Raw genomic sequence first — 16,725 nt, 5'->3', positions numbered from 1 at the left:
AAAAGATATTTTATTAAGGAAGTTATGGTTCATCAGAAAATTAATCTCGATCGCCTGAGTCCGGAAGAGACACTAATTACCCCCACCTATGCTTCTCGCGCCCTGACTTCCGCTGTACCTAAATACGAGATTCCCGAGGGAGAAATGCCGCCGGCGGTGGCGTACAATTTAATCCGCGATGAACTCGCCCTTGATGGTAATTCTCGCCTGAATCTGGCTACTTTTGTCACCACTTGGATGGAACCGGAAGCCAAACAATTAATGGCGGAAACCTTCGATAAAAACATGATCGACAAGGATGAATACCCACAAACCGCCGAAATTGAACTGCGTTGTGTGAATATGATCGCTAGACTCTGGAATGCTCCCGAAAGCGAAGCGGCAACCGGTTGTTCTACCATTGGTTCCAGTGAAGCGGCGATGTTGGGAGGCATGGCTTTAAAATGGCAGTGGCGCAAACGCCGACAAAAAGAGGGTAAACCCACCGATAAACCTAATTTAGTCATGGGCATTAATGTGCAAGTTTGTTGGGAAAAATTCTGTCGTTATTGGGAGGTAGAACCGCGTTTTGTGCCGATGGAAGGGAATCGTTTTCATCTCAATGCGACCGAAGCAATTAAACTAATTGATGAGAATACGATCGGGGTAATTGCCATTATGGGTAGTACCTTTGATGGTAGTTACGAACCCGTCCAAGAAATTAATGATGCCCTAGAAAAATTGAACAGAGAAACCGGCTGGCAAGTTCCCCTGCACGTCGATGGTGCTAGTGGTGGTTTTATCGCCCCTTTTCTCGATCCCGATTTAGTCTGGGATTTTCGCCTCAAATGGGTTAAATCGATTAATGCTTCCGGGCATAAATACGGTTTAGTCTATCCCGGTGTCGGTTGGATTATCTGGCGAGATCGGCAAGAATTGCCAGAAGAATTAATTTTTCATTGTAATTATTTAGGCGGTGATCTGCCTAATTTTGCTCTTAATTTTTCTCGTCCCGGCAATCAAGTAGTCGCTCAATATTATAATTTTTTACGCTTGGGCAAAGAGGGTTATCGACAAATTCATCAAGCCTGTCGAGATACGGCTCTGTATTTATCGGGGGAAATCGCTAAGATCGGACCGTTTGAATTAATCACCGATGGCAGCACTATTCCGGTTTTTGCTTGGAAATTAAAGGAGACAATTAGCGATCAAGCTAATTATAGTTTATTCGATTTAGCCGATAAATTGCGCGAGCGGGGTTGGTTGGTTCCTGCCTATACAATGCCCAAAAATCGCCAAGATTTAACCGTGCAGCGCGTGGTGATCAAAGAGGGATTTAGTCGCGATATGGCGGCTCTGTTGTTGCGGGATCTTCAGTCAGCGATCGCCTTCTTTAAATCTCAGTCTAATTATCAGTCAAAATTATCTGGTTCCCATTTCCATCACTAACAGATGTTGAGGAAAAACTCGCTTAAATTTCCTAAATATTGGCAACCCTTACAAAGTTTTGCTAATTTTTCCACTCCTGTCTTAACTTAGTATTTCTGTACTTTATGTCATTTTTCAAAAGTGATGACAGACTTAGTTAATTATTCCGAAGCGCGATTCCTCTCTCAGAGGGGAATCGGGCTTTCAGATGTTAGTCACAACTATTGAAAATTGGTATGATCGAGGACAGTAATGCCTAAATCTTACCCGACTACACACAAAAAAATCTGACTTAATCCTATGCAATTTGTACCAGCTGTCGATATTAATCAAAGATATTTAATGCCAACTACACCATCTAAAGCTAGAGGATGGATGAAAAAAATTGGGCATACCTTGCTAATATTTTTTGTAGTTTTACTACTGACTCTAACCTCCCCTCTTTTGGGAATAGCTCAAAATCCGACACAACCGGAAAACAAAATTGACGGCTTTCCAGTTATGTTAGATGGAAAAACTCTCTTTTTTATCCGGCGGGGAGTTTCTTCATTTTCGGCGGAGGAGAGAGCTAACGCTATTACCCGGAGAATTGAAAGAATTGCTCAAAATGATTCTATTCCTATTGAGAACCTGACAATTGAGCAGATTCCTGATGATAACTCACTTTATTTAAGTGTAGATCAAGAAGTAATTCTAACGGTGACGGAGCGAGATGCAAAAGCCTATCGTTCAACGCCGGAGGTTTTAGCTCAACAAGCTTTACAAAAAATTCAGGTCGCTATCGCTCAATATCGCCAAGATCGAAAACCCGAACAACTACTTAAGAATATCATTTATACGGTTATAGCCACCTTTGCTTTCTTGATTATTAGCTTTGCAGTTATCAAAATTTCAGGGAAGCTATTTCCCTTCATTAGACGTTTGATTGAATCCTTGACACCGGGCATTCAAATCGGGAATATCGAGATTGTATCTTCCTCTAAAATCAGCTTTTTTTGGCTGCGAGTTTTTCGGATAATTCGCTTATTTGTTCTGTTTTTATTATTATTTCATTATGCCACATTTGTACTTAGTTTATTTCCCTGGACAAGAGTTTTTAGCGAGAGTATTTTAGGTTATTTTTCTCAATCATTAGAACTGGTTTTATCGTCGATTGGCCAATATCTTCCCAATGCCTTTATTATTGCCATAATCATTTTTATAACTTACTACTTAATCCGGCTAATCAAGCCCTTTTTTACAGCAATAGAAAGAGGAAATCTGGTTATTCCTGGTTTTTATACTGATTGGGCTAAACCTACTTACAATCTCCTATTAGTCATAATTATTGCCTTAGCAGCAATAGTGGCTTTTCCCTATTTACCCGGTTTTGATTCCCCTGCTTTCCGAGGTGTTTCTGTTTTTCTCGGTCTTCTTTTATCCCTTGGTTCTACTTCGGCAATCGCCAATGTCATTGGGGGAATTATTCTTATCTATACCCGTGCCTTTCGCATCGGAGATCACATTCAGGTAGGAGATGTAATTGGCGATCTAATTGAAAAAAACTTCCTAGTCATTCGCATTTGCACTCCCACTAATAAAATCATTACTATTCCTAACTCATCTTTATTAAGTAGTAATGTGATTAACTTTAGTATTTCCTCGCGGGAATTAAACAGAAATCTAATTATTCAGACAACGATTACCCTAGGGTACGATCTGCCTTGGCGAAAAGCCCACAAAACCTTAATTGAAGCTGCTCTAGAAACTGAGCATATTCTCAAAGAACCCGCACCTTTTGTCCTGCAAACTAGCCTAGATAATTTTTACATCAGTTATCAATTAAATGCTTACACTAACCAACCCAATTTGATGGTAATAATTTATTCAGAACTCCATCAAAATATTCAAGATAAGTGTAATGAAGCCGGGATTGAGATTCTCTCTCCCAGTTACACCTCCCTACGAGATGGAAATACAACAACCATTCCCGAAAATTATTTACCTTCCGATTATGTTGCGCCTCCCTTTCGCGTTCAATCTTCAGACAATCAAGAAAACAACACATTATGATAGTAAATCCGTTTTTAAGCCCTCACTTTTGGCGGATTATTAATATAATGTTAATTGAGCTTAGAAGGAGATAAATCGATGACGGCATCCTATGAGCAAGACTTTGGACTTTGGGCCGAACAAATGGCCGATTTATTAGCCTCTGGTCGGTTTGCCGAGTTGGATATTGAGAATTTAGTCGAAGAGGTGCGGGATTTGTCGAAACGGGAGCGCGATCGCTTACTCGCTAGTCTAAGATTAATTTTGCATCATTTATTAAAGTGGGACTATCAACCTCAACGGCGATCCCGCAGTTGGCTGGGAACTATTCAACGAGAACGGGCTAATATTAGGCTCTATTTGGACGATAGCCCCAGTTTAAAGGGATATTTAACCGATGAAAGCCTATTTAAACTCTATGCTGTTGCTTGTTGCGATGCCTTTAGAGAGACGGGATTAGAGTTTCCACCCGTTTGTCCCTACGGCATTGAGAATATTTTAAATCGTTCTCTTCATTTGTCGGAACGATAAAAGGCGATCGCAGTTTGCTGCTGGAGCTAAGGGCGATCGTTTTTAGGGGGATGAGATTAAAGGAGGCAATTACCCGCCCAATTCTTCACCAACTAACAACCGCGATCACCTAAATTTTCGGCTCAGTGGAGACCTGACCGTGGCTTCTAGCGGATCATTGCCCGCAGGGAACTGGAGAGTTGATTGGCTGCCCGTGCGGCCACCAATCCCGAAAGGGCGGCGACGACCACTGTAGCAAGGCAGGTTAGCTGGGCCGCCCCCGGACCCCCTACCCCCAGTACCATCGCCACGGCGGTCAAAGGTAGGCGATAGCCGCCAGCAATACCGGCTGCTGCCCCCGCCGCACCGGCCAGATCCCCCGAAATCTCAAAGGTGGTTGCGAACACCCGGCCACTGAGGTCGCCGATCGCCAGAAAAGGGACAAACACGCCACCACAGCCCCCGGCTAAAACGGCAGCGGTGGTGGCGGCAGCCCGGAGCAGAGCTACCGCCAACAGGTGATAAGGAGTCGTTTCAATGTTTTCGGCCCAGACGATAGCGGCTCCCCCTGGTCCAAAAGCCGCTGCGGGGGTCGCCACCTGTCCGATCACGATCGCCAAGAATAGCATCACCAGGCCACCGATCAGGAGACGAGTGGCGGGCCTGTCCCGCAAGCCTCTGGCCCAGTAGATCGCCTCACCGGTGAGGGCTGTAATCGTGCCGACGACCAATCCGATCAACAAAGTGGCACCCACCGCATCCCCGAAGTCAGTCGGGGCAACCTGCGGCACGACCAGCCGGATCAGTTGCAGCTTAAAGGCAGCGTTGACTCCCCATCCCACCAGTCCCCCGGCTAACATCGCCGCCACTCGCTCCGGGGTGATCGGAACCTGGCGTCGCTGACTCAACTCAAACATAAAGAAGCTGCCCACCAGAGGGATTCCCATCAGGGCAGAAACACTGGCCGCACCGCCGCCGATGGCCAGCGGCCGCACCAGTTGACCCAGGGCTGGATTTGTGCTACCTAACCAGGTTCCCGTCGCCACGCCAATATGAGCCGCTGGTGATTCTGTTCCCATGGGCGCCCCCAGCCCAACAGTGGAGAGGATGGCTAGGGCGCGCAAGGGGGCTAGATTCCAGGGGAAGCGCTCTTCGGCACCGGATGCGTTGACCACGTCACCGGTCAAATCGGCGCGAGCAATGTCATGGGGGAAGGAGTACCAGTCCATGAGAGAACCCCAGCGGCCAGAGGAAGTCGCCCCCCGGGGAGCTAAGGTCTGCACGGGTTGCCCCCTACCCAGTCCAAACAGGACTAGCACTGCTAAGGTAACGCCCACCAGAGGCAGCAGCAGTCGCCAAACGCTATCCAGTCTAGAGGCAATATCGAGGGTTTGCTTGATCGCCTGGGTCAGCAGTACCGCAGCCAGAGAGCCGATCAAACCGCCGAGCAGACCAGCAACAGCCCAGCGGCCTATCCTAGTTAACAGAGGTTGTGGTTTATCATTTGCCATAGAGTTGAATTACCTTCATTTAATGCTGGATCTCGGTGATAAGTAAAGACGTGAACGGGTAGGCCCTAGAAGTGAGGTGTCGCACGACGGCAAACGGAGGGGGTTGACATTTTATTTAGGTGCGCTATACCGTGGTTCTGACTAAGTTTTTTCCTGAAAAGGTTGGGAGGGGGAGCAAGCCTTAGGTCCCTAGATCAAGTATTGGCCTATGGACTTGGCCCTATCCTTAATAACTAAGTAATTTAGCATAATATGTTCTGAACAACCCAGTTATTTAGCTGTTGTTGAAGTTTGTTATAAGTACCTAAGCAAAATTAATTACACATATCTAACCACCTCTTGCCTCTTGCCTCTTGCCTCTTGCCTATCTTCACTAGGAAATTAATTTTGCACGACTACTTAGTTATTGGTCTTGGCATTTTAAAGATATAGATGGGGGATCGTGGTGTTAAATTTAGGTGGTTATCTTGGCTTTTTGAGCGGCATTATTTTCGGCTTTTTCGGACAAGTAATAATTGTTTGCTGTCAGGAATGGCGAACAAATTTGTCTTTTTTATGGGGTTCACTTGGGTTTTTAAGAGGTAGTTATTTAATGATTCCTGCCAGGGAGCAAGAATAGCTTTCAGGTTGAGTATTTACTGTGAACCGTAGTGCATTAAACTGGATATTAGAGTGTTAGAAAATAACAAGATTATTGGTTACACTTTCATGATACTATGAATAGACAGCAAGATTTTTGAAGGATCACGATCAATGCAATCCCTAATGCTCAGAGTTAAAACTGCTTGGAGAAGTAAAAAACTAAGGAGAATTATATCGCTCCTATTGCTTTTTATCTTGATGCCAATTTTTCTTTATGCTTGTTTTAGTGATCTTCCTAACCAATCATCGGAGCAACGGCAAGGAACCCTTTTGGTTTGGTATCCAGAAGAGGGAAATTTAACTAAATTATTAGGTCTCGTTTTGCAAGAGTTTAGAAAATTAAATCCGCAGGTGACAATTCTTGAACAAGCTATTCCTATCGATGAGATACCCGAACTTTTTTTTAAACAATCTCAAAGCGGATTAGGTGCGAGTGTTATTCTAATTTTTTCGAAAAATATACCCAGATTAGTATCCCAAGGGGTACTGAAGGAAATTGACCAGAAAAATCTAGATTTATCTATTTATTATCCCCCGACGCTGAAACAAGTTAGCTATCAAGGAAAAATCTATGGCATTCCTTTAGGTTCTCGTACTAATGTACTGTGTTATAATCAAAGAAAATTACAAGTTAGTACCGATCCGCTGCTGAAGCAACCTCCCAGCAGTTTAGGGGGATTAGTGGAACGTGCGCGCAAAGGCTATTCTGTGGGGATGGTGTCCTCTTTTGAAGATACTTTTTGGGGAATGGCAATTTTTGGCGGCTATTTGTGGGATGATCAGGGTCGGCTGCAACCTCGCTTAGATGGTTGGGCAAAATGGCTAGAATGGCTAAAATTTGCCTCGTCACAGCCTAATTTTATCCTCAATCGTCAACGGGAATTACTTCATGATGCCTTTGCTAGAGGCCGCTTAACCTATTATGTGTGTAATTCTATTGAAATTGCCGATTTAAAAAATAGCCTAAAAGATGATCTCAGAGTCGCTTTACTTCCCCAAGAAACTCAAGGTAAAGCAGCACCAATTCTCTATACACGGGTGATGGTATTTAATCGCAACAATAGTGATAATGAAAATAGTTTGGGATTAGCTTTAGGAAAATTTTTCACTAATCCCGAACAACAATTACAAGCAATCACCCAAACAGAAAGTTTTATTCCCACTAATCGACGGGTACAGATCGAAGGAAATTTGCTACCGATCGAATCGGTATTATTACAACAATCTCAAAATGCCGTGGCAGTTCCTCTGGATGATTGGGAAAAGTTGAATCAAATTTTAGAACAAGGAGAATTTTGGTATGAAAGAGTGATCGCTGGTGAAATATCTCCCTCAGCAGCAGCCCAAAAACTGACACTTTATATTCAATCAGGTCTTGATCAGTAATATGAACAACAATATTCCCTCTCTTTCGGAAATAATTGCTAACCAATTATTATTTTTAGGACGCAGAAATGTTCAAAGTCAATTAACGATCATTTTTCTGTCTTTAATTCTTGCTTGGTTATTATCAAAATGGTTATGGTATTGCTTAAAAAAAAGATTTCCTCACGTCACCAGTTTTATCCATAGTGATAAAAAGTTAACCCTAAGTCAATATTTTGCTATCCTGATACAGTTTCTTAATTTTCCAGTTATTAGCCTAATTTTACTTGACTTAAATTATCTAATTTTTTCCAGTCAAAACTGGACAAGAGGAATGATTAATTTCTCTATAGAACTAATGTGTTTTTATTTAGTTTATCGTGGTTTATTAGCTGGATTATACGCCAAGTTTTCCGTCAATAAAATTAAATATTATCATTTTCGGCTTTTAGCACCTTTATTGGTATTATTCCTCCTGAGAACCATTATTGGTTTCTACAATAATATTCAGGAAATTGCCCAAGTATCTCCCTTCAATTTATTCAATAGTCCGATCACATTGAGCAGCATATTCATTTTGATAATAGCTCCCTATTTTCTGGTAATTATTGTTATTCTTGTAGAGAGTATAATTCTGAGTATTGCTATTTTAAATCAGCAAGTGAGTCGCGGTGAAATTGAAGCAACTTTACTGTTAGGACGTTATTTTTTCATTGTCTTAGGTTTTATTATCATCTTGGGTTATGTGGGAGTTAATGGAACGGCAATAGCGGCAATTACTGGCGGTTTATCGGTGGGTATTGGTTTCGGTATGCAGGAAGTAGTAAATAATTTCATTAGCGGTATTTTACTATTATTTGAAAAAGTTCTCAAACCCGGTGATATCATTAATATTGAAGGACAGACTTCTCAGGTAAAAAAGCTAGGTATTCGAGCGACAACGGTGCAAATTCTTACAGACAATTCCGAAAAAATTATTCCCAATCAAAAGTTTTTTACTGAGGATGTCACCACCTATACGGGTAGTGATAACTTGATTTATTGTTCAATTGTTATCGGAGTTGGTTATAATTCTAACGCTCAACAGGTGATGAATTTATTGCTAGACATTGCTGACCAACATCCTCATATACTTAAAAACCCGCAACCAGTAGCCTTTTTTCTTAATTTTGATCATTCTAGTTTAAACTTTGAATTAAAGTTCTGGTTGGATGATGTTAATAGGAAAAAGCGAGTCATTAGTGATATTAATTGTGTTATTCTTGATAGGTTTAATCAACAGGGTATCGAGATTCTCTTCCCGCAGTAAGATATTCATATTCGCAATGATTAGCAATTTATATTGGTCAAAAATCTTATCTGATTATTTTCATCTGAAAATATATCACTTTCACTTATTAAATTCATCTATTTATTGTTTTTTATTAATAGTTTATATCAGAAACGTTGAATCCTGTAATAAAACTTTACATTGACAAGCATAATACCCCTATAACATCAAATTTTAAATTGAATAGACAATCCTCCGGAACCAGTGTACATAGCTAATATGTTGACACATGAAACTCTGTAAATAGCGCAGTTTGTCTAATAAGCTTTTCCCAAATCCTTCTTCAATATCTATTAGCTGTAGAATCAGATAAGCGATAATGCAACTATAGATCTGTAGGCGGATTCCGTTCTCGTTTTTAGTGATTAGATTATCCAACTTTAGATGCATTTTTAAAAATTTCCACAGCAGTTCTATTTGCCATCTTTGGATGTAAATTTCGGCAACTTCTTCATTACTAACTGCTCCTTCTCCTTCTAGAGGTAAATCTGTCGCCAGCCGAAATTCTGTTTGACTTTCTAGGTCGCAAAAAGCGACTACTCTTACTTCTATTTGTCTTTTATCTTTTCCGAGTTTACACTTGCCATTTTCGAGCATCTCTAGGCTAATATTATTTTTCACTCTCAAGACAAAATGCTTGTCACTACTCTCTAATAATTCGGTGATTCTTTGATTAGACGCAAATCCTCTATCCATTGCTCCAACTCCATTTACAGGAATTGCTTCTATCGTTTTTCCTCCTTCTTTTGAGTCATGACCTTGACCAAAATGGATGAGTATTCCGACCACCTCTGTTGTGATACTATTAAGACCAGAGAATAGTTTTACTTGATGCCATCCCTGGGACCATAGTAATTTACTGGTTAAGCTAATTATTGTTGAGTCAATAGGAAATAAAGCTCGCGCATTCTCTATTCCTTTTTTGGCAACTAAACGCTTATTTAATTCGACAATGACTTTCTCAAATGGACTTGTTTCTCTAATTTTGCTTGCCTTAGAAAATGTGGATAAATTTACATTAATTCCTTGAAGTACCATTCTACTGCATAAGTCCCTCATACTGACGATGCTTTTATCTAAAGCAAAACCAATCCAACAGGACAAAAATGTAAAAGTATCTAAAGCGGGGTAGTCATTTTTAGGCAGTGGTTTGAGAAGCTCTTTTATGAGTTTTGAAAAATTCGTCATCAGGGCAAACTCCCTATTGTGAGGGGAATAAGTTGTCTAGATTCTATCTATAATAGCATTTTTTTTCTGACTTTTCTCAACGTTCAACACTTCTGAGTTTATATCTTGACATAAAAACAACTTTCATATACTATCTAGGTTAGATAGTATATTCAGAAATACTCAATAACCTAGAATCAAAATCACCCAGATTAATCTATCGTCAAGGAAACCAAGTAACCAAGACCGTTTCTCAACCGACTGTTCCTAGTTTGTTGGCTATGGACACCACTCGCCATGCCACTTTTACCTTTTAATTTTTGTCATCTACCCTAACTAAAAATCTCATGATTATCCCCCGGTTACAAAATCGTTTTCCCAGAAATAATCCCACCCGTCGGCTGCGAGCTTTCCTCCTAGGTCTTTTCGCTGCGAGTATGACCGCTTTACCCCTAAAAGCCGCCGAAGAAATTGAATTTGTCTATACTCCCCTCGTCTTTTCTGTATCGGTAGCATCCCTAGAAACCTTTGCTAAAGAAGGAAAAATCGATGCTAATTTAAAAAATTTTCTGGCCAGAGCAACTCCCGAAGAAAGAGAGAAATTTCGTGAGGCTTTATTAACAAAGATTGACATCGATCCCATTTTACTATCTCGTTTTTTTAATAGTGTGATGGGTGCTGATATGCTCTCTCGTTTGGGCAAAAGCATCACCATTCAAGGGGGAATTAATGGTAAATATGCCCTGCGGGGTGCGATTGTTAGTGCCGCTTTTGATCCGGGGGGATTAACCCTTTTAAATGTGCTGAAAAAATTCCCCAATAATATACAGTTACAGGGGGAAGAAATCCTCGGATTAGCTAAAACCATCGATTATGCGGTTTATGTGGCGGAAGTATTTATCAAAGATATGCGCCTCTGGACAGCCGAGGAAGCCGCTGCCGTTAAACCAGCGATTAATTATGCCAGTTTACCCGATCTGCGTCAGCGCGGTAGCTTTCAGGTAAAAAAAGAAGTTTGGAACCTAACCGATAGCAGTCGCAATCGCAGTTTATATGTGAATGTTTATATCCCGGAAACTTTCCGAGACGGTAAAACACCTGTAATTATTTTTTCCCACGGATTAGCCTCGCGACCGGAAGATTATGCCCAAGTAATTGAACATCTAGCTTCCTACGGATTTTTAGTAGCAGCACCGCAACACCCCGGCAGTGATATCAAATACCTGCAAGGAATGTTAGGGGGGTATTATCGCAATATTTTTGATCGAGATGAGTTTATTAATCGACCCAAAGATATTAGCTTTGTCATCGATGAATTAGCCAGACGTAATGCTAGTCAATTTCAAGGTAAACTTGACCTAACTAATGTGGGAGTAGCGGGTCATTCCTTCGGGGGTTATACATCTCTAGCTGTTGCCGGCGCACAAATTGATTTTGATAATCTCGCCCAAGATTGTAATCGTCCTTACTCCGGGATTAATATCGCTATTTTACTGGAATGTCGCGCCCTAGAATTGCCTAGACAGGTCTATAATTTTCGCGATGAACGAGTCACGGCCGTCTTTGCAGCTAATCCCGTTAACCGCAGTATTTTTGGGGAAAAAGGTTTAAGTAAAATCTCGATTCCTGTCCTCTTGGGTTCCGGAAGTTATGACCCAGCAGCTAATCCGATTTTTGAACAGGCCATTCCTTTTACTTGGTTAAAAACGCCTGATAAATATCTGGTCATGGTGGAGGGACAAGCTCATGTAAATTTTACGGAATTGGATGCAGGAATGCAAAAAACCCTGGAGTCTGCGGTCAATATCACTTTACCCGATCAAAATTTAATCGAGGATTATGCGGGGGCTTTATTGGTCTCTTTTTTTGAAGTTTATATTGCTGATAATGACAAGTTTCGTCCTTTTCTTCTGTCTAGTTATGCAGAATATCTCAGTCAGGGACAAAAGTTTAAATTAGACTTCATTACTGCCGCTTCTGACCAGAAATTATCTCAATTAATTGAGAAATTGCGAGTACATCGGCAATAGACACTAAGGCAATAGGCAATAGACACTAATTGCCTTCAGTAGCTAATAACTGAAAAATCTCCCCACCGCCCATCTGCAAAAAAGATTCTCTTGAGTTGTATAATCTCTAAAGGATTAGCGTACTCAAGAAAAAAATTATTTCATGCTCAGGAAAATTAGACTATCATACTTTGGCTTAATTTTAGGCAGTATTTTAACGGTTATCGGGATCATCGGTTATGCCCAAGGTAACGCCACGGTCAATTTAGCGGGGTTTTTCTACGGATTACCGTTATTATTGGGAGGTTTAGCCCTAAAAGCTTCAGAAATCAAACCTATCCCCTTCAGTCAACCCACTAGCCCCGAAATCTTGCAATTGCGCCAACAACAGGCTACTGTCACCCAAACCAAACTTCGCAACGATGTCACCCGCTATCGCTACGGACAGGAAGTGCATCTGGATGAAGCCCTAGAAAAGCTAGGATTAAGCCCCACGGACGAGGAAAGACCGACTTTAGTGGGAATTCGTGAAACTGCTGTTGATTCCGCCTATTGTCTCACCCTAGAATTTGAATCGCCCCTTTTACCCCTAGAAAAGTGGCTGGCAAAACAGGAAAAAATTGAAAGATACTTTGGCCCAGGAATTAGAGCCGAAATTAAGCAAGTTGACGAGGAAAAAATTGATTTAGCCCTAATTACTATTCCTAACGCCTAAATGCTCACGCCTATTCAGTATGGCTTCTTGGCACTCGCTGCCGTGGCTGCCGGCTTAATTAATGCTCTTGCCGGTGGCGGTAGTCTGATTACTTTTCCGACGCTGATGGCGGTGGGTATCCCACCGGTGATGGCAAATGTGACTAATACCGTCGCTTTATGCCCCGGTTATCTGGGAGCAACCCTCGCCCAAAAAAAAGACCTGCACGGGCAACAAAAACGGATTCAGTTATTGCTACCATCGGCAGTTATTGGCGGCATTATCGGTGGTATTTTGCTATTAAATAGCAGTGATAAAGTATTTGAGCGCCTGATTCCTTTTCTGATTCTTTTAGCGGCGGCTTTATTGGCTTTTCAAGATACTTTACGCTCTTGGCTGCAGCGGCGACAGGGGGACAAAAATGGTCATATCCCAGAAATTTTGGCAGTTTTACCCATCGCTCTCGCTTCAATTTATGGTGGTTATTTCGGAGCCGGTTTAGGTGTGATCGAGTTGGCAATTTTGGGCTTATTTCTCAAGGATAATCTCACTAGATTAAATGCTTTAAAACAGTTGCTTTCTTTGGTTGTTAATGTGGCCGCATCTTGGTTTTTTCTCTTTTCTAATCAGGTATATTGGTCGGCGGCGATAATGGTAGCAATTGGCTCTTTAATTGGGGGTTTATTGGGGGGAAAACTAGCCAGAATTATCTCTCCTAGTTATCTGCGCCAGACTGTGGTAATTCTGAGTATTATTACCGCTATAGTTTATTGGCTTCGTTAACAAACCGAGTTATAGTAGTTATCTTAATGATCAGGTAGTCTTCCCAAGTTTCTGCCCCACCAATAACAGCACAGAGAGTCAGCGTAATGGTATCAATTAATAAATTTCCCTTGATTCTTTCTAATCTAGGAGCTTTGATCGCTGAAAAATGCTGTTCTCTTGTAGTTTTAGGTTTGAGCTTCATTAAATTAATCAGGGGAAAATTATCAATTTTATCCTTCAAAAAACTTAGCATCTATCAGATAACAAATAGATATTTTGGCTCTTCTGGTTTCTGTGTGGAAACGAGGTCTATACTGATAGTTTCTTCCGCGGCTCGACGGCTCGACTGAGCTTCGCCGAACGTCTGAGCATCGCCGAACGTCAAAATAGTCCTAAAAGTCTTGCCCGATAAGCACTTCAGTATTCCCTAAGCAAAAATTATCACACAAAGTCGAGAAGAGCCATATTTTTTTGACAAAAAATTTAATCTGAGTCAAGATTACGCAAATATTTACGCCCCTTGAGGAGATGGGATCATGGGAGCGGGAGTTTGAGCATTTGTACTAAAATTTTTAGTATGCAGTTTTAAGGCAGTACAGCTTATTATAGAAAAGGTTGATCGATCAGGGAGCAATATGGCGCAATTTTCTCGCAAAACTCTACTAACCTTTTTTGCTAGTATATTGGTATTATTGTCGTCCTTGGCTCCGGCCCAAGCGCTAAGTTACAATAACCGCAATTTGACCGATAACGACTTTGCGGGGCAGGATTTGCGCGATTCCACCTTTGATCACTCTAATCTGCGCGGTAGTAACTTCAGTCATGCCAATCTGGAAGGAGTACGCTTTTTTTCTGCCAACTTGGAGGGTGCCAACTTTAGCGATGCCAATATGAGAAATGTCGATTTAGAATCGGCCCGTTTAACTAAAGCCAACTTTACCAATGCCGTTCTCGAAGGAGCTTTCGCCACTAACATTTTAATCAAAGGTGCAATTATCGACGGGGCCGATTTTACCGATGCAATTATTCGCTCCGATGTGGAAAAATATCTTTGTGAGAGAGCGACGGGAACTAACCCAGTAACCGGTAGAAATACCCGCGATACCCTATTTTGTCCCTAATACCTAACTATGCTGCCCCTAATCGCGCTGCCATGGCCGATCGAACTAGAGCCAGATCGGCCACAATTCCTGTAAGCTAGTATTTAATTTTTTAACAAAACCTTTAGAATAGACTTTCAAGCCAGTTTAATCGATCAGTCCCCTCTTGGAAAAAGGAAATTGTAACCATCGTGTCCACCAGTACCGTCGGCAATCAAGACAAAAAGCAGCAGCCCAGTAGTTCCTCCCATAGCTTTCTTCAGGGAGTCTCTAGAGTCGCGGGGGGAACTGTTCTCGGCCTGTTGATGGTATCCACGGCTGTCGTCACGGGGGCTGTGGTAGGATTAGCGATTAGTTACCGCAATCTACCCGATGTGAGGATTTTACAAGGCTATGTCCCCACGGAAACCAGTTATATCTACGATGTTAAAGGCAGACCCCTGACCAGCTTACACGGGGAAGCGAATCGGGAAGTGGTGGAACTCGCTCAAATTTCTCCCAATCTAAAACGCGCAGTGATGGCGATCGAAGATAGCCATTTCTATCACCATCGTGGTATTAACCCTAATAGTATCGGTCGGGCAGTGGTCGCTAACTGGAAAAGTGGCGGTGTGGTAGAAGGTGCATCTACCCTCACCATGCAGTTAGTCAAAAATATCTTTCTTTCCCATCAGCGTACCGTTAGCCGTAAATTAGCCGAGGCGGTCCTGGCAGTACGAGTGGAACAGGTTTTTAGCAAAAATGACATTCTGGAAATGTACCTCAATAATATCTATTGGGGTCATAATAATTACGGAGTCCAAACCGCCGCTAAAAGTTATTTTAATAAACCCGCCTCCGAGTTAAATTTAGCAGAATCGGCGATGATGGCGGGAATAATCCAAGCGCCGGAAGTTTATAGTCCTTTTAATAATTATAAAACCGCCAAGGAAAGACAGGCACTGGTTCTCAGTCGGATGCGTAGCTTAGGTTGGATTACCCCCGCACAGGAAGAGGCCGCTTTAAAGGAACCTCTGAAACTGGGTAAACCCACCGCTTGGCAAGAAAGTAAATTACCCTACGTTACCGATGCAGTGGTGGCAGAATTGCGGCAAAAATTTGGCAAGGAAACCCTAACTAAAGGGGGAATGCGGATTCAAACCACGATCGATCTCGACTTTCAAAATATGGCCGAGTCCACCATCCAACAGGCCTATAATAGCTTGCGTCGTCGCGGTATTCGCACCAAAGACCTACAAATCTCTCTAGTCGCGGTGGATCCCCGCACCCATTTCGTCAAGGCGCTCGTCGGTGGTGTTGATTACAATAAAAGTCAATTAAACCGCGCCATTCAATCCCGTCGTCAACCGGGGTCAGCTTTTAAACCCTTCGTTTATTATACTGCCTTCGCTAGTGGTCGTTTTACCCCCGAAACGGTGGTTAATGATGCTCCCGTCCGTTTTCGCGAGGCTGGCGGCTTCTATAGCCCAAAAAACTACGGAGGCGGCTTTTCTGGTCCGGTTTCCCTGCGTAGCGCTCTGATGCAGTCTCTGAATATTCCCGCGGTTGTTCTCGGTCGTCGCGTCGGGATAAACAAAGTTATTGAAGTCTGTCGTCTGCTGGGTTTCGAGAGTCCTTTAATTGCCGTCACTTCTTTACCTTTGGGATCCGTGGACGTGACTCCTCTGGAAATGGCGGGGGCCTACGCTACTTTTGCCAGTAATGGCTGGCATTCCGAGCCTACCTTTATCATGCGTGTTACTGATAGCCGGGGTAACGTCATGCTCGATAATACACCCAAACCGAAGCTAGTTTTAGACCCCTGGGCCACCGCTTCTCTCAATTCTGTCCTACAGGGAGTTATTCAGGGGGGAACAGCAACCTCGGCCCAAATCGGTCGTCCGGCAGCGGGAAAAACCGGTACTACCGATAACGAGAAAAATGTCTGGTTTGTCGGTTATGTTCCCCAATTAGCCACCGCAGTGTGGATTGGAGATGACCGAAACCGCACTTTAGGTAAAGGTATCACCGGCGGTGGTTTTGCCGCTCCCATTTGGCGCGATTTCATGGCACAAGCTCTGAAAAATGAACGGGTAGAATATTTTCCCTCTCCCTCCAAATTCCGCAAACCAACAGTTAAGTAGATCGTTAATCTAATTGGTTATGCTGGCGAACATTTTCGTTAAATAGTATGAACTTTGTTAGTCGTTGTTCG

Annotated in this window: 13 protein-coding genes; 10 read left to right on the top strand and 3 right to left on the bottom strand. The window is 42.5% G+C overall.

Going from position 1 to position 16,725, the window contains the following annotated elements:
- The first annotated feature begins 24 nt into the window (after positions 1-24).
- The 3 genes from gad (at position 25) to RAM70_RS16915 (ending at position 3,969) form a co-directional block, all read left to right on the top strand.
- Positions 25-1,428 (top strand): glutamate decarboxylase, encoded by a 1,404-nt coding sequence (gad, locus tag RAM70_RS16925; protein WP_045357856.1) that lies wholly within the window; start codon positions 25-27, stop codon positions 1,426-1,428.
- A 279-nt stretch (positions 1,429-1,707) separates the two neighbouring features.
- Positions 1,708-3,459: a mechanosensitive ion channel family protein gene (locus RAM70_RS16920; RefSeq protein WP_193745601.1), complete on the top strand. Its 1,752-nt coding sequence runs from the start codon at positions 1,708-1,710 to the stop codon at positions 3,457-3,459.
- 78 nt (positions 3,460-3,537) lie between these two features.
- Positions 3,538-3,969, top strand: coding sequence for a DUF29 domain-containing protein (locus RAM70_RS16915; protein ID WP_312674746.1), 432 nt, complete (start codon positions 3,538-3,540; stop codon positions 3,967-3,969).
- A 146-nt stretch (positions 3,970-4,115) separates the two neighbouring features.
- Here the strand turns inward: RAM70_RS16915 and RAM70_RS16910 are convergent, their stop codons facing one another.
- Complete coding sequence (locus tag RAM70_RS16910) at positions 4,116-5,459, bottom strand: chloride channel protein (RefSeq protein ID WP_190380272.1); 1,344 nt, start codon at positions 5,457-5,459, stop codon at positions 4,116-4,118.
- A gap of 753 nt (positions 5,460-6,212) precedes the next feature.
- Here RAM70_RS16910 and RAM70_RS16905 point away from each other — a divergent pair.
- On the top strand, positions 6,213-7,487 hold the full coding sequence (locus RAM70_RS16905) for a sugar ABC transporter substrate-binding protein (protein WP_190380273.1): 1,275 nt from the start codon (positions 6,213-6,215) through the stop codon (positions 7,485-7,487).
- Position 7,488: 1 nt separating this feature from the next.
- Positions 7,489-8,775, top strand: coding sequence for a mechanosensitive ion channel family protein (locus RAM70_RS16900; protein ID WP_312674745.1), 1,287 nt, complete (start codon positions 7,489-7,491; stop codon positions 8,773-8,775).
- Positions 8,776-8,970: 195 nt separating this feature from the next.
- Here the strand turns inward: RAM70_RS16900 and RAM70_RS16895 are convergent, their stop codons facing one another.
- On the bottom strand, positions 8,971-9,987 hold the full coding sequence (locus tag RAM70_RS16895; protein ID WP_288016859.1) for an IS4 family transposase: 1,017 nt from the start codon (positions 9,985-9,987) through the stop codon (positions 8,971-8,973).
- Positions 9,988-10,310: 323 nt separating this feature from the next.
- Here RAM70_RS16895 and RAM70_RS16890 point away from each other — a divergent pair, with 323 nt between their 5' ends.
- The 3 genes from RAM70_RS16890 to RAM70_RS16880 all read left to right on the top strand — a co-directional run bounded on the left by RAM70_RS16890 (position 10,311) and on the right by RAM70_RS16880 (position 13,449).
- Positions 10,311-11,993, top strand: a complete 1,683-nt coding sequence (locus RAM70_RS16890) for an alpha/beta hydrolase (RefSeq protein ID WP_045357843.1) — start codon at positions 10,311-10,313, stop codon at positions 11,991-11,993.
- Positions 11,994-12,135: 142 nt separating this feature from the next.
- A complete protein-coding gene (locus RAM70_RS16885; RefSeq protein ID WP_045357840.1) occupies positions 12,136-12,687 on the top strand; it encodes a DUF2854 domain-containing protein in 552 nt (183 codons plus the stop codon).
- The gene (locus RAM70_RS16880; protein WP_045357837.1) at positions 12,688-13,449 is read left to right on the top strand and encodes a sulfite exporter TauE/SafE family protein; all 762 of its coding nucleotides are present in this window, start codon (positions 12,688-12,690) and stop codon (positions 13,447-13,449) included. It abuts the gene before it with no gap.
- Here the strand turns inward: RAM70_RS16880 and RAM70_RS16875 are convergent.
- Positions 13,427-13,672, bottom strand: coding sequence for a hypothetical protein (locus tag RAM70_RS16875; RefSeq protein WP_193745600.1), 246 nt, complete (start codon positions 13,670-13,672; stop codon positions 13,427-13,429). The two genes, RAM70_RS16880 and RAM70_RS16875, sit on opposite strands and share 23 nt — an antisense overlap.
- Before the next feature lie 394 nt (positions 13,673-14,066).
- Between RAM70_RS16875 and RAM70_RS16870 the strand changes: the two genes are divergently transcribed.
- Positions 14,067-14,552, top strand: coding sequence for a pentapeptide repeat-containing protein (locus tag RAM70_RS16870; RefSeq protein WP_045357832.1), 486 nt, complete (start codon positions 14,067-14,069; stop codon positions 14,550-14,552).
- Between the two features lie 170 nt (positions 14,553-14,722).
- Positions 14,723-16,654, top strand: a complete 1,932-nt coding sequence (locus RAM70_RS16865; RefSeq protein ID WP_312674740.1) for a transglycosylase domain-containing protein — start codon at positions 14,723-14,725, stop codon at positions 16,652-16,654.
- Positions 16,655-16,725: the final 71 nt, after the last annotated feature.

The sequence above is a fragment of the Microcystis wesenbergii NRERC-220 genome (genome assembly GCF_032027425.1).
Lineage (GTDB): Bacteria > Cyanobacteriota > Cyanobacteriia > Cyanobacteriales > Microcystaceae > Microcystis > Microcystis wesenbergii_A.
Note: the sequence above shows the minus strand (reverse complement) of the source record. Positions and strands in the feature narration are given on the sequence as shown.